Genomic DNA, 14,581 nt, shown 5'->3' on the forward strand with positions numbered 1-14,581 from the left:
AAAGGCTTACTTTTAAGTAGTTTATTCCACAGGTATGAAAACAAAAAAAGGTCCGGACAATGTCCAGACCTTTTTTTATCGCTAATTCAAAATAAACTTATTCAACAGTCCAGCCTGCTTTCCAAGTATCATAATCTGTACCGGTAGCATCACCTTCATTCATAATGAAGTCACTTTCGTCAAATTCGTAACCTGTATCGTTCTTCATTTTTAAAGTAACATCATCAAAGTTTACAGTGTCTACAAATAACAATCCGTCTAAAACACCTTGACCTGTTGGGCTGTCTCCAGAATCACCATCAAGATCAAAACCTTCTTCGTATCCTTGAATAATTACGTTGTTGAACTCCCCTTGAGTACCCGCTCTTAAACGTACAGCTTCAGTACCTTCAGTATTTCCTTGTCCTACGATCAATACGTTGTTAAGGGTTGGAGCAGAGAAATAAACAGGGTTAGAGTTGTTACCTATATCGGTGTTAAATCCGTCAGCTTCAATAGCTTTATCGTGAGACACACCTTGTTTGATGTATACGTTGGTTAAAGTTCCTGAGTATCCTTCTGTCCAGTCTACAGAATCATCCTGAGCATTTACTACAGAAAGGTAACTAGCATTTACAGTACCTCCAAAAAACTCGATACCATCATCTTTACCTTCAAATGCTTGAATGTGATCTACAGTAGTACCATTACCTACACCGTAGAAAGAGAAACCGTTGTTTTCAGATTGTCCATCTGCTGCTCCACCTGAATACTCTACACGTACATAACGAATAACACCTGAGAAGTCAGATACATCGCTACCACCGTAAGGAAGACCACCAATTTCTGAAGTTGAAGTTGCAGAACCTCCGGTTGTAGAGTTGATAGGTGCACGTCCTAATAAGATAAGACCACCCCAGTCTCCAGCTGCAGGAGAAGAAGCTGCAGAAGTAAGTACGATTGGGTTTGTAGAAGTACCCTGAGCATCAATTACCGCATCCTGAGAAATTGCGATGTAAACATTAGCACCACTAGCAGCTCTGATAGTCATACCTGCAGGGATCGTAAGTTTTGTGTTAGGAGCCATTACTAAAGGTCCTGTCAATGTATATGTATTGTTGCTATCTAATACTAAATCACTTGTCATAGTACCTTGTAGATCAATAGCCTCTCCTGTTGGTTCTTCAGGCTCATTGGTTCCACCATTATTAGTCACGCTGTTGTCAACACTGTTATCAGTATTGTTAATTACAATTTCTGCAGTATCATCAGCTTCACAAGAGGCAAATAAAAGTGCCGCCGCAGTCAAGCCAGTAAGTAAATAATTTGTCTTCATTGCATTTAAAGTATTTAATTAATTTTCTATCGTTTTTATTAAAATTTATATTTTACGTTTAATCCTACGTTAATCCCTCTACGGTAGATAGAGGTGGTATAGTCTCCAAAAGAAGTACCTTCACGCACATACTCAATATCTGGATCAAGCAAGTTCTTTGCACTGGCGTTGATCTCCCAGTTATCTCCAAACTCGTTTCTCCAAACAAAGTCAAGCGTACCGTATCCTTTCTCGACTATATTTCCTAATTGACCAGATCCTAAAGCATCGATACGGTCTGCGAAATAAGAATAGATCAAGTTGGCTACAGGTTTATAATTTTCAAAAGAGGTCGGGCTATAGTTGATGTCTGCATTGATCAAGAACGGTGAAGCACCTTGCAACTCATCATCACGATCTAATGTAGAAGAGAACAGCCCGTTTGAACTTCTTAAGTCTTGTTGCGTATGCATATAAGTCCCGTTAATTCCCGCAGAAACTACGGCGTTCTCATCTGCATCGGTTACCAAGTTTTTACGTACTTCTAATTCAACTCCGTAAACATTAGCTTTCTCACCGGTTCTAAAATAACGTCGGGTACCGGTTGCGTCATTTGCGATCACAAGGTTAACAGGGTTTCTGATCTCCTTTGCAAAACCTGCGATCGATAGCAATTCAGATTTACCAAAGAACCACTCGTATTTAAGATCAATGTTATAAACGTCTGAGAATGATGGATCATTTAAAAGGTCTGGGTTACCTCCTACACGCTTGGTTACATCTTCGTAAACAAACGGCGCTACCTCTTTGAATTCTGGGAAAGAAACCGTTTTTGCAAAAGAGAATCTCAAGTTAGAATCGTCATTAAGCGCATAGCGTACGTTTAAACTTGGTAAGTAAAAGTTCTCGTAGCTTTCTGCATAGCCGCTCGCATCCGGAGGAAGGTTAATCACATCATAAGTGATCGACTGGTTAAAAGATTCTACTCTAAACCCGGGAACAAACAACCAGTTCCCTGTGGTGATCTCTGCATTGATGTATCCTGCGTGAATATCAAGATTACCGGTATATCGGTTCTCATCAAGACCTGGATAGTTACGGTTATCAATACCTAGCTCAGGAGCAATCGCTCTAAAAACGAACGTATCATAAACCGTCCCTAGGTTAGGTACATTAAAAATACTATCAAGATTGTTTATATCTTCAACCGGAGTGTTTGGCGCGATAAGGTCATATCCATAACGGATGTTCTTAAAGAAACGCTCCTTAGTTCTTCCGTTGTATCCAAAATTCAATTTGAAATTATCAGAAACGGTGTATTCCAGATTTAAACGGCTGTTAAGCTCTTCATCTTCGATATTCTGAAAATAACGCTGATTGTCAAAGTTGGTGTTGTTATAAAAAGAGGGATTCGTAGAAGGATCGTTATCTAAAGCTAAATTGTAATTCTCTAAAGCAAAACGCTTACGGTCTGGCTGATTAGAAAACACTTTATTATATCCTACACCCCAAGTCAATTCAAACTCCTCATCAAAAGTATGTAAGCCAGACAATTGATTTACAAAGATCATATCCTGATTAAACTGAATGTTCTTAGTAAAAAAGCCGCTGTCTGTATTTAAGATCGCATCACGGTTTCTACCATTACCATCAATACCAAAATTCCCAACCTCATCAGAAGAGCTGTTAAGGAATAAAGAGTTGAAGGTGATCTTATGTCCAGAATTTAAGCTGTAGATCGCGTTAAGCATCGCTGTAGTTGTTGTTGAATATTCAAACTCTTCAACATCGTCGTATACTTGCTTTTCTACCGTAGTAAAATCTGCTGCAGATCCTCTGCGATACTCATAATCGTTTGCAAAAGAAGCCGTAGCAAAAAGGCTTAATCTACCGCCTTCTCCCATTTCAAAAGACTTTCCGCCAGAAATAGATCCGTTTACATTAATAGGTGTTCCTCCATCTACAGGATCTACAGGATGCGATAAGATCACCGCAAACGGGTTGTTGTCATATCTATTATAAAAACCGAAATATCCGGTACCTTCACTACGGGTAAAATCCTGACCGATCGCTCTGGTATTGATACTAGAACCCAATTGAATATCTAAGAAGAATTTCCCCTTATAATCTTTAGAGATCACATCGATATTACTCGCTGCGAAATCTCCGTAAAACTTAGTAGAATAAGCTTTACTTACCGCTACATTCTGAATAATGTCTGAAGGAAAAAGGTCAAGATCCATGTTCTTTTTCTCAATATCATTTGAAGGAAGCGTCAATCCATTATAGGTGGTATTCAAATAACGGTCACCAAGACCACGCACATATACATTACCTGCTCCGCCTGACTGTTTTGAAACTCCAGAAATCTTAGCGATCGCTGCTGCTGCATCACTTACCCCTTTTCGGGCAAGTTCATCTGCTCCAATGCTCTGCTGGATACTTACTGCTTTCTTTTGTTCTAATAATAAGGCTACTTCAGATTCGCGAGAAACGGTAGTTGTGATCACCACCTCATCGAGTGCGGCTGCTGTAGCTCCTAATCCTGCGTTTATCGTGGTTACTTTATCTGCCTCAACAACAACATTGGGGACTTCTACAGTTTCATAACCCACAAAGCTAAAAACCAAGGTATACGTCCCGGCTTCTACATTTGAGATCTCATAAAGACCATCAAAATCTGTAGTCGTTCCTTTGCTCGTATTCTTGATCTGAACCGTTGCAAAAGGTAAAGGTTCATTATTAACTTCTTTATCACTTAACACTCCAACAATACTACCGGTTCCTTGTGCCCAAGTAGCTGCTGAAAATATAATACCTATTAAAAACAGATAAAATTGTCTCATTTGCTTGCATTTATTTTACGCTGCAAATATGTTGCGAAAGAACTGCTAGCCGGTTAATCCAATGTTATGAATTCGTAACCCAAGGGTTACTTCATGGTTACCTTAATGTTAACAGATTTTTGAGTCAGCTGGGTTTCATTAGATTAAAATTTGGCAAAGATGTATCTTGCCAAAAATTGCACGTCATGATGAATTGGGAGCATTTACTATCCTTAAAAAGACAAGGCGATACCGCCAAAAGACTACGTATAGAACAGGACGACACGCGCCTGGGTTTTGAAGTTGATTATGACCGTATTATCTTTTCGGCGCCTTTTAGAAGCTTGCAAGACAAGACCCAAGTCATCCCACTTTCTAAAACCGATTTTGTTCACACGCGCTTAACACACAGTCTCGAAGTCTCAGTTGTGGGACGCTCGTTAGGACGTATGGTGGGCAAAAAACTGTTAGAAAAATACCCGCACCTCGAACAAGTCTATGGTTACAAATTCAATGATTTTGGTGCCATTGTAGCTGCGGCAGCGCTGGCACACGACATTGGGAATCCGCCTTTTGGACACAGCGGCGAGAAAGCCATAGGCGAATTCTTTAAAAACGGCTACGGAAAACGCTATAAAGACAGCCTCACGGCGAAAGAGTATCAAGACCTCATCAAGTTTGAAGGTAATGCCAATGGTTTTAAGGTGCTTTCTCAAAGCAAACCGGGAGCGCAGGGCGGCTTGCGTTTATCCTATGCTACTTTAGGCGCTTTTATGAAGTATCCTAAAGAATCGCTTCCGCACAAACCTTCTGATCATATTGCCGATAAAAAATATGGCTTCTTTCAGTCTGAACGAGCGCTCTTTGAAGATGTCGCTCAAGAACTGGGACTTTTAAAGCGCAGCACTACAGATGATGTAAGTTGGTCAAGGCATCCGCTTGCCTATCTCGTTGAAGCTGCAGACGATATTTGCTACACCATCATCGATTTTGAAGACGGTATAAACCTGGGGCTCATCCCTGAAGAATATGCCTTAGAATATATGGTAAAGCTCGTAGGGCAAACCATAGACCGCAATAAATACAATGCGCTTCAAGAGACTTCAGACCGCGTGAGTTACTTGCGCGCACTGGCGATAGGCACGCTTATTAATGAGAGTGTGGATACTTTTATGAAATACGAAGAAGAGATCCTTGCAGGTACTTTTGACCAATCGCTTATCGACAAAAGCAACTATCAGGCGCAAATAACAGACATCATTAACTTAAGCATTGAACGTATTTACAACAGCCGCGAAGTGATCGAAAAAGAGATCGCCGGCTATGAGATTCTGTCTACCTTATTAGAAGCGCGTTGTCGTGCTTTAGACAATAACGACACGCATTACAATCAATTGATTCAGCAATTGCTAGCGCCCAATGATCATTCTGAAAAGAGCTTGTATGAAAACCTCATCCAGATCTGCGCTGAAGTCTCTACCATGACCGATGGTAAAGCCTTACGTAATTATAAAAAGATTAAAGGCCTCGATGTTAAATAAGCGTTAAGTATGACGCTAATTGTGCTTTCAAGCTTTCAAAATCCAGACCCACCGAAGTCTTCAGTTCTTCGGTGGTTCCTTGTTCGATAAAGCGATCGGGAATTCCCAGAAGTTCGAGTTTGCCTGTGTAGCTTTGACGTATCGCTTCTTCAGCGATTGCGCTACCAAAACCACCGGAAACGACACCATCTTCAAGGGTAATTATTGTAGAATAGTTACTGAAAACTTCTTGCAGCGCTTCAAGATCCAGCGGCTTGACAAAACCAAAATAATACACTGCAATTGCTTCGGGATAAACTTCAGCAAGCTGTAACGCCGTTTCCGTCAAGCTACCGGTTACCAAAACCGCGATTTTATCTCCTTCGGTTAACTTTTCAGCTTTACCGATTTGTAGCTCTTGAAACGAAGTTTTCCAGTCGATCGTAGTACCCCGACCGCGCGGATAGCGAATCGCAATAGGTTGTTCTAAACCAAGTTGTGCGGTATACATAATATTCCGCAGACTTTCCTCATTCCGCGGAGCGAAAAGGATAAGATTAGGAATGCAGCGTAAGTAGGCCAGATCAAAAACCCCGTGGTGCGTGGCCCCATCGGCACCTACCAATCCGGCGCGATCTACACAAAAAATAACCGGAAGCTTTTGCAAAGCCACATCGTGAATCAATTGGTCGTACGCCCGCTGTAAAAAGGTAGAATAGATCGCACAAAAAGCGACTCCGCCTGCGGCTGCGATACCGGCAGCAAGGGTGACGGCGTGCTGCTCGGCGATCCCCACGTCAAAAGCCCGCTCCGGGAACTCCTGCATCATATACTTTAACGAACTCCCGGTAGGCATTGCCGGCGTGATGCCCACGATCTTCTCGTTCTTTTTAGTCAACTCTACTAAAGTCAGCCCAAATACATCCTGATATTTTGGAGGTTGGGGAGTGGTACTTTTAGGATTGAGTTCTCCGGTTGCCGCATCAAACTTCCCCGGTGCGTGATAGAGTACCTGCTCCTTTTCGGCTTGCTTTAGTCCTTTACCTTTGGTGGTGATCACGTGTAAAAACTTAGGGCCTTTGATCTTTTTCAGCGTTTTAATGATCTCCAGAAGCTTGTCGATATCGTGCCCGTCAACCGGACCAAAATACTTAAAGTTTAAGGCCTCAAAAATATTCTCCTGCCGCTGACTCCCGGTCTTTACATTGGTCAGGTAATTTTTCAAGGCGCCCACACTCGGGTCGATTCCTATCGCATTGTCATTCAGGATCACGAGTAAATTGGCATCACTATCACCGGCGTGATTCAAAGCTTCAAAGGCCATCCCGCTTGCAATAGACGCATCGCCGATGACCGCGATATGCTGGCGCCGGGTGTTTCCTTGAATCTTTGCTGCGATCGCCATACCCAAAGCCGCAGAGATCGACGTGCTCGAGTGCCCGGTCCCAAAAGCATCATAAACACTTTCTTCCCGCTTAGGGAATCCGCTCAATCCTCCTAACTGGCGGTTGGTCTCAAAAATGTCCCGTCTTCCGGTAATGATCTTGTGACCATACGCCTGATGTCCCACATCCCAGATGAGTTGATCATCGGGAGTATTGAATGCATAATGCAGGGCCAGCGTGAGTTCTACCACACCCAGGCTTGCTCCCAAATGCCCTTCTTTGGTAGCGACAATAGCAATGATAAAACGGCGCAATTCTGCAGCAAGCGTATTCAGTTCTGCTACCTGAAGTTTACGTAAATCCTGAGGGTCATTAATGGTTTCTAAAAGCGGGTAACTCATAAAACAAAGGTAGCCGAACTTCCAGAAATAATTAGTTGGTCTTTTAAAAATGATACTGCAAAAAACTTTTTATCTTCAAGCTTTAAAACCAACCGCATGGCGCTTATCGAACCTTTTGACGATCACTATTTTATGAAAAAAGCCTTGCAGGAAGCCGAGACTGCTTTTGAGCTCGGTGAGATTCCCGTAGGCGCCGTTGTTACGGTAAACAACAGGATCATCGCACGGGCACATAATTTAACCGAACGTTTACACGATGTGACCGCCCACGCCGAAATGCAAGCCATTACTGCCGCAGCCAATTTTTTAGGCGGAAAATACCTAACCGATTCCACGCTGTATGTTACGCTTGAGCCTTGCCAGATGTGTGCTGGCGCCTTGTATTGGAGCCAAATCAGTCGAATCGTTTTTGGGGCGGCAGATACTACCCGCGGCTATCAAAAAATGGGAACGCAACTGCACCCTAAAACGCAGGTAACTTCAGGCATTATGGAAACTGAAGCTGCTCAATTACTGAAGCGCTTTTTTATCGAGCGCCGCAACCTCAACTAACGCTAAACACTAAACCTTTGAAAAATACCATTGCAGAACGTGTAGCCGACTTTTTAAAACGCTATCCTCCTTTTCAGTTTTTGGCCGCCGACAGCCTATTGCAAATCGCCGCACAGGTTCAAGTGCTTTATTTTGAAAAAGACAAGGCCATCTTTAAAGAAAAAGATACCAACCACAGCATGTTTTATGTGGTTAAAGATGGTGCCGTACGCGTTTTTAGAACGGTAGACAATCAACCCAAGATCGCCGATATCTGTGATGAAGGAGACATTTTTGGTTTACGCCCGCTTATTACGAAGGAAGATTATGAACTTTCAGCTTCTGCCAATGAAGAGTCTATTATTTACGGGATTCCTATCGATCTGTTTTTACCCATCGCATTAGCGCATAAAGAGGTGAGTAATTTTCTTATTGCCAGTTTTGCATCTAATGTAAGCGATCCCTACTCGCTAGAAGAAAGCGGCAAGCTGTTTACCGAATATTCTGTAGAGCGCAACAGTGAGATTTTTGACCTGCAAAAAGCACGGTATTCTAAAAATATACTCACCTGCTCCCCCGATACGACGATCAAGGTGGCTGCAAAAAAGATGAGTCACCGCGATGTAGGTTCTATTGTGGTAACGCACGAAGAAAAACCGGTGGGAATCATTACCAATCGGGATCTGCGTGACCGCATTGCGACAGGTGATTTTGACATTTCAGATTCGGTGGATAAGATTATGAGCAAGCCGGTGAAGTGTTTTCAGAAAGATCCCACGGTGGCGCAAGCCCAACTGATTATGCTGAAAAACGAGGTCAATCACTTGTGCATAACCGAAGACGGTACGCCAGACACCAAGCTTCTCGGACTCATCACTGAGCACGATATTGTGGTTTCGTTTGCAAACAACCCGGTGGTCTTACTGAAAGAAGTAAAACTCGCCAAACGTACTAAACGCCTGCGCGATGTGCGACTTAAGGTTTCGCGATTACTCAAAAAGTATTTAGATCAAAACCTTCCGGTATCTCAGATCCTCAACATTCTTAACGAGATCAACTATGCCATCGCCGTACGCGCTTTGGAGCTTTCGCTCTTAAAAATGGAAACACCGCCGCCGTGTAAATTTGCCTGGCTGGCTTTGGGAAGTCAGGGACGTAAAGAACAATTGTTGTTCACCGATCAAGATAACGCCATTGTTTTTGACAACGTGCCTGAAGAAGAATATGAAGCGACCCAAGCCTATTTTATAAAGCTGGCGCGCATCACCACGCGTGCGATGCATAAAGTAGGTTATGCCTACTGCCCTGCCGATATGATGGCGAGCAATCCCCGCTGGTGCCAGTCGCTTTCTGAATGGAAAAAACAATACCACATCTGGATCACCGATCCTTCCCCGGAAACCCAGCTGCTCTCTGCGATCTTCTTTGACTACAGTTATGTTTTTGGCGATACACAATTGGTGACCAAACTTTCAGACAGTATTCTAGACACCTTAGATGCCAACCCGATGTTTTACCGGGTGATGGCCAAAGATGCTATTAGGAGTCCGTCGCCTTTAGGGTTCTTTAGACAGTTTCTTGTAGAAGAAGGTGGTGACCATAAAGATTTCTTTGATATCAAAGCACGGGCTTTAATGCCGCTTATTGACGCAGCCCGGGTACTGAGTCTTAATCATAAGCTGCGCAACATCAACAATACCGCAGGCCGTTTTGAACGCCTTGCCGAACTGGAACAGAACAACAAAGAGATCTATGAGAACTGCTCGTATGCCTTTAAAGCCTTACTGAAATTCAGAACCAAGCAGGGAATTTTACACGATGACTCCGGAAGGTTTATTGAACTGGCAACTTTAAGCAAAGCAGAAAAGCTGAAGCTGAAGCGTTGCTTCAAATCGATTCACGATATTCAAGAATTGCTCACCCTTCGATACAACCTCAAATAGCTATGCACATTCCATTTTTCAGTAAAACGCCTGAGCCGCCAGAATTCTACAAGCAGTATGCTGCGCAATTCGCAAGCAAAAGCCTTCCCGAACTTGAGGAGGCGCGTTTTGTGGTTTTTGATACTGAAACTACAGGAACCAACGCGCGTGAAGATCGTATGCTAAGCATCGGCGCTTTAGAACTTAAGGGAAACAAAATAAGCTTGTCAAGCAGTTTTGAACTTTACGTGAAGCAAGAGGTGTTTAATGAAGAGGCCGTGGCCATTCACGGTATTTTAAGGGAGAACCGCAAGTATAAAAAAGTAAGTGAAGAAGAAGCCGTAAAAGCCTTTTTAGAATTTATAGGAGACGCTATTCTGGTTGGGCATCACGTAGGCTTTGACATTGGTATCATCAATTATGCGCTCAAACGCCTGGGTGCTCCTAAACTGAAAAATAAATTTACAGACACCGGAGTATTGTACAAACGCACGGTACATCTGGTCAATATCACAGATCCCAATAAGGTCTACACGCTGGATGATCTTTGCGAAGAATTGAATATAGCCAAGACCGACCGACATAAAGCCATGGGCGATGCGTATATCACTGCGCTGGCATTTCTAAAGGTTATGTCTAAACTAAAGACCAATAAGAAGTTAAAGCTGAAACAGATCCTGCTCAATTAAAGTTCCCTGCATTCTTCAGCTGATGCGCTAATCGGTCTACATCATCAAAATATTTATAGTCAAACAACTCCGACTCGTTAAGCATTTTAATGATCTTTTTGGTGTACGGAACTTCAGCATCGGTGATCAATTCCTGCAAGTGCGATTCAAAGGTGCTGTAGAGCAACTGCAATAAGCGTGTCTTGATCATCGCATCTTTATAATACTGCATAAACTTCTTGCAACAGGATAAAAACAACTGTGGGTGAGAGATCAAACTATCTACAACCGTGTTGAAATAATCGAGTACTTCAGGTCCGTGCATTGCTGCCACAAAATGCCGCTCGGTAACGATATCGTTTGCGGGTTTAAACAACCAAAGGTTGCTCTTTATGAATTCGGTATAATCTTGCGTACTGCTATAGTACACATCCAGTCCCAGACCGGTGCTTATGACAAAAACATCATGTCCGATAGCGTTGATCAAGAAACGGTTGAATTGGCGCTCGGCCTGTGGATACAGTACCGGCTTGCGCTTAAAACCAACGTTTCTAAATCGTACCGAATGTAAGTTCTGTACTACTTTAGGGTGTAGCATGCTTTAGAAGGTTTTCTATTTGATCAAGACCTTGCATACGCGCATGGTCTTCGGCTTTCAGATCTCTTGAATCTCTAAGATCAGGATTGGCACCACGCTCCAGCAACAGCTCTACGAGCTCTTTTTGGTTAAAGGTTGCTGCATAGATCAATGCAGTAGCCCCGTTAAAATTCTGCACATTCACATCGGCGCCCTCATCGATCAACAGCTTGGCTACTTCTACATAACCTTTAAAGCACACGCCCATCAAAGCCGTATTGCCCGAAGCATCTTTTGCATTAAGATCTGCCCCGGCAGCAATGATCTTTTTACTGATTCCCAAATGCCCGTAATAGGTCGCCAGCAATAAAGGCGTAGAACCACGCTGGTCTTTTTCATTAAGCAGTTCGGGGTGCTCTGCCAGTAAACTGGCTACGGTTTGCTCGTCTTCAGAGCGAATGGCATTAAATAGAGATTCTGATTTCATCTAGTTAAAATACTATATTTTTTCAAAAAAAAGCGAGGCAGCCTAAATTTTAATCTGCCTCGCATTATCAATTTTCAATTACTTAAACTTCCTCCGGAAGCACGTTAGAGTTGGGATCAACGCCGGTTTTATTAGCTTCAATAGCATCTTCTACACCTTTTCCATACGCAGGATCTGCCTTGTAAAAATGTGCTAATTGACGCTGTACGATCTCTTCTGAAACACCATCGAGTGCCGTAGCGATCGTTACAAACATACGCTCCTTCTCATCCTGTGGCATCAAACGAAACAGATCTCCCGGTTGCTTATAAATACCATAAGTGTCGTTCTCTTCATAGCGTTTTACGTCACCACTGATGCGCATAGGCGGTTCTTCAACTTCTGGAACTTCAACTGCACCGCCTTTGGAGTTCGGTTCATAATAAGCATCAGGATTACCAAAGTCGTTAGTAAAGAAACGCATCGGCCCGTCCTTGTGATAATGATTCACCATCGCATTTTTAGGCGCATTGGCCGGTAAAGCTTCATAGTGCGTTCCCAAACGATAACGGTGTGCATCGGCATAAGAGAAAATGCGCGCTTGCAATACCTTGTCTGGTGAAAAACCAATTCCCGGCACTACATTAGATGGAGAGTAGGCTGCATTCTCAATATACTGAAAGTAATTCTCCGGATTCTCGTTCAGCTCTAGTTCGCCGACTTCGATCAACGGATAATCATCATGCGACCATACTTTGGTCAGGTCAAACGGATTGAACGGCAGATTTTCTGCTTCGGCCTCCGGCATCACCTGAATTTTCAATGTCCATTTAGGGTAGTTTCCTTCGTCAATGGCTTTATACAGCTCTTCCTGATATTTTTCCCGAGTTTGCCCGATAATGTCCGCAGCTTCGTCGTTAGTATAATTCTTAATTCCTTGTTGGGTTTTGAAGTGAAATTTCACCCAAAAACGTTCTCCGTCCTTATTCCAAAGACTGAAGGTATGCGATCCATAACCATTCATGTGCATTGGCGTCATTGGGATCCCGCGGTCAGACATCAAGATGGTAACCTGATGTAAACTTTCCGGAGAAAGCGACCAGTAGTCCCACATCGCTTCCGGAGAACGCAGGTTGGTTTTAGGATGACGCTTTTGTGTATGTATAAAGTCGGGGAATTTATACCCATCACGAATAAAGAACACCGGGGTATTGTTTCCTACCATATCCCAGTTTCCATCTTCAGTATAAAATTTTAAAGAGAATCCGCGCACGTCACGCTCGGTATCTGCAGCGCCGCGCTCCCCGGCCACGGTAGAAAAACGAGACAACACCGGTGTTTGCTTGCCTACCTCAGAGAACAATTTGGCACAGGTATATTTGGTGATATCATGCGTTACCGTAAACGTACCTTTGGCGCCCCAACCGTTGGCATGCACCGTACGCTCAGGAACGCGCTCGCGATTTTGATGCGCCAATTTTTCAAATAATTTATAGTCCTGCATTACTACAGGTCCGCGCTCACCGGCCGTTTGCGACTTTTGATTGTTTGCAACCGGAGCTCCGGCTGTGGTGGTCATTTTCTTTTTCTCTGCCATGATATCACTATTTTTTTGGTAATTTTCCTCTCAAAGGTATCTAATGAGAATCCTGATTTTGTTAGAAAAGGATTAAAAGATCGCATCAAAGCATTATCAAAAGCTATTTAACTTTTGTTTACCATAATTTTTAACAATAATATTAACAACCTTAATGAAAAAGCACTACCCCTTCGTTCTCTTTGTTTCTTGCTTCCTTATTTTAGTACTGCCTAAGCTCACAGCGCAGGAGGTTTATTTTCCCGAATATCAAGCCGAATGGAAAACCACATCCGAAACTTCCGGGAAGTTCACCAAAGCTTCGCTACAGGCTGCTGTTGATTTTGCACTGGAACATGAATACACCGGCTCTCGTGATCTGCGCCAGGCGATCCTTAAAGGATTTGAGCGCGAACCCTTTCACCACATCGCCGGACCTACCAAAAAACGGGGCGGACCTGCAGGAATGATCTTAAAGAATGGCTATCTCGTGACCAGCTGGGGCGATACGCAACGGGTAGATATGACCTTTAGTGTGACCAAAAGTTTTCTTTCTACCACTGCCGGACTCGCAGTAGACGCCGGGATCATCACCGATGTTAATGACCCTGTTGGAAATTACATTTGGGACGGAACCTTTGACGGTGCACACAACAGCCAGGTGACCTGGAAGCACCTGCTGGAACAAAACTCCGATTGGAGCGGCGAACTCTGGGGCGGAAAGGACTGGGCAGACCGTCCACCTCGTGAGGGCGGACTTGACGACTGGAAAAACCGCGAACTGCGTACCCCAGGAACCTTTTTTGAATACAACGATGTGCGCGTAAATGTATTGGCTTATGCCTTGACGCATACATGGCGTAAACCGCTTCCTCAGGTATTGAAAGAACACATTATGGATCCTATAGGCGCTTCTACCTCGTGGCGCTGGTTTGGTTACGACAATGCGTGGAGCACCATAGACGGACTCCAAATGCAAAGCGTGACCGGCGGCGGACATTCCGGTGGTGGGATGTTCATTAGTGCAGAAGATATGGCGCGTTTTGGTCTTTTATTTCTTAATGATGGTGTTTGGGACGGCAAGCGCCTGCTTTCTGAATCCTGGGTGCAAGCCGTGCAACAACCTTCTACACCTAACCCCAATTATGGCTATATGTGGTGGCTGAATCAACAAGGTGCACGTCATTGGGAAAACCTCCCCGAGCATTTATACTATGCTGCCGGCTTTGGCGGAAACTTTATCGTCATCGACCAAGAGAACGACCTGGTCATCGTACTCCGCTGGCTAGAACCCAGTCAGATCGAAGCCTTTTTAGAGTTGGTTTATGGAGTGGAGTAAGACTTGAGACTTGAGATAAGAGACAAGAGACAAGAGACAAGAGAATAAAGACGAGTTTCAAATACGAAAGTAGAAAT

At 43.5% G+C, this 14,581-nt stretch carries 11 protein-coding genes; 5 read left to right on the plus strand and 6 right to left on the minus strand.

Translation table 11 applies throughout. The annotated features are described in order from the left end of the window. Positions 1 to 97: 97 nt before the first annotated feature. Both WA338_RS04150 and WA338_RS04155 read right to left on the minus strand, forming a co-directional pair. A complete protein-coding gene (locus WA338_RS04150; protein ID WP_009781690.1) occupies positions 98 to 1,315 on the minus strand; it encodes a hypothetical protein in 1,218 nt (405 codons plus the stop codon). Between the two features lie 38 nt (positions 1,316 to 1,353). After that, positions 1,354 to 4,140, minus strand: coding sequence for a TonB-dependent receptor (locus tag WA338_RS04155; protein WP_009781691.1), 2,787 nt, complete (start codon positions 4,138 to 4,140; stop codon positions 1,354 to 1,356). A gap of 188 nt (positions 4,141 to 4,328) precedes the next feature. On the opposite strand from WA338_RS04155, the gene WA338_RS04160 reads away from it, so the two are divergent. After that, on the plus strand, positions 4,329 to 5,660 hold the full coding sequence (locus WA338_RS04160) for a deoxyguanosinetriphosphate triphosphohydrolase (protein ID WP_040533779.1): 1,332 nt from the start codon (positions 4,329 to 4,331) through the stop codon (positions 5,658 to 5,660). Here WA338_RS04160 and WA338_RS04165 read toward each other — a convergent pair. Next, on the minus strand, positions 5,653 to 7,425 hold the full coding sequence (locus WA338_RS04165; protein ID WP_009781693.1) for a 1-deoxy-D-xylulose-5-phosphate synthase: 1,773 nt from the start codon (positions 7,423 to 7,425) through the stop codon (positions 5,653 to 5,655). The two genes, WA338_RS04160 and WA338_RS04165, sit on opposite strands and share 8 nt — an antisense overlap. 96 nt (positions 7,426 to 7,521) lie before the next feature. Between WA338_RS04165 and WA338_RS04170 the strand changes: the two genes are divergently transcribed. Genes WA338_RS04170 through WA338_RS04180 form a run of 3 tightly spaced genes read left to right on the plus strand, consistent with a single transcriptional unit; the run spans position 7,522 to position 10,567 of the window. Continuing rightward, complete coding sequence (locus tag WA338_RS04170) at positions 7,522 to 7,977, plus strand: nucleoside deaminase (RefSeq protein WP_009781695.1); 456 nt, start codon at positions 7,522 to 7,524, stop codon at positions 7,975 to 7,977. Between the two features lie 17 nt (positions 7,978 to 7,994). Then, positions 7,995 to 9,899, plus strand: coding sequence for a DUF294 nucleotidyltransferase-like domain-containing protein (locus WA338_RS04175; protein WP_336092199.1), 1,905 nt, complete (start codon positions 7,995 to 7,997; stop codon positions 9,897 to 9,899). A 2-nt stretch (positions 9,900 to 9,901) separates the two neighbouring features. Further along, complete coding sequence (locus WA338_RS04180) at positions 9,902 to 10,567, plus strand: 3'-5' exonuclease (RefSeq protein ID WP_009781697.1); 666 nt, start codon at positions 9,902 to 9,904, stop codon at positions 10,565 to 10,567. Here the strand turns inward: WA338_RS04180 and WA338_RS04185 are convergent. From WA338_RS04185 to WA338_RS04195, 3 genes are all read right to left on the minus strand, one after another. Further along, positions 10,560 to 11,144, minus strand: a complete 585-nt coding sequence (locus tag WA338_RS04185) for a hypothetical protein (protein ID WP_009781698.1) — start codon at positions 11,142 to 11,144, stop codon at positions 10,560 to 10,562. The genes WA338_RS04180 and WA338_RS04185 overlap by 8 nt on opposite strands. Then, positions 11,131 to 11,610, minus strand: coding sequence for an ankyrin repeat domain-containing protein (locus WA338_RS04190; protein ID WP_272987280.1), 480 nt, complete (start codon positions 11,608 to 11,610; stop codon positions 11,131 to 11,133). Before WA338_RS04190 ends, WA338_RS04185 begins: the two co-directional genes overlap by 14 nt. A gap of 82 nt (positions 11,611 to 11,692) precedes the next feature. Further along, on the minus strand, positions 11,693 to 13,186 hold the full coding sequence (locus WA338_RS04195; protein WP_009781700.1) for a catalase: 1,494 nt from the start codon (positions 13,184 to 13,186) through the stop codon (positions 11,693 to 11,695). 154 nt (positions 13,187 to 13,340) lie between these two features. Between WA338_RS04195 and WA338_RS04200 the strand changes: the two genes are divergently transcribed. Next, positions 13,341 to 14,504, plus strand: a complete 1,164-nt coding sequence (locus WA338_RS04200) for a serine hydrolase domain-containing protein (protein WP_273016772.1) — start codon at positions 13,341 to 13,343, stop codon at positions 14,502 to 14,504. The last annotated feature ends 77 nt before the right edge of the window (positions 14,505 to 14,581 follow it).

The organism is Leeuwenhoekiella sp. CH_XMU1409-2 (genome assembly GCF_037029365.1).
GTDB lineage: Bacteria > Bacteroidota > Bacteroidia > Flavobacteriales > Flavobacteriaceae > Leeuwenhoekiella > Leeuwenhoekiella blandensis.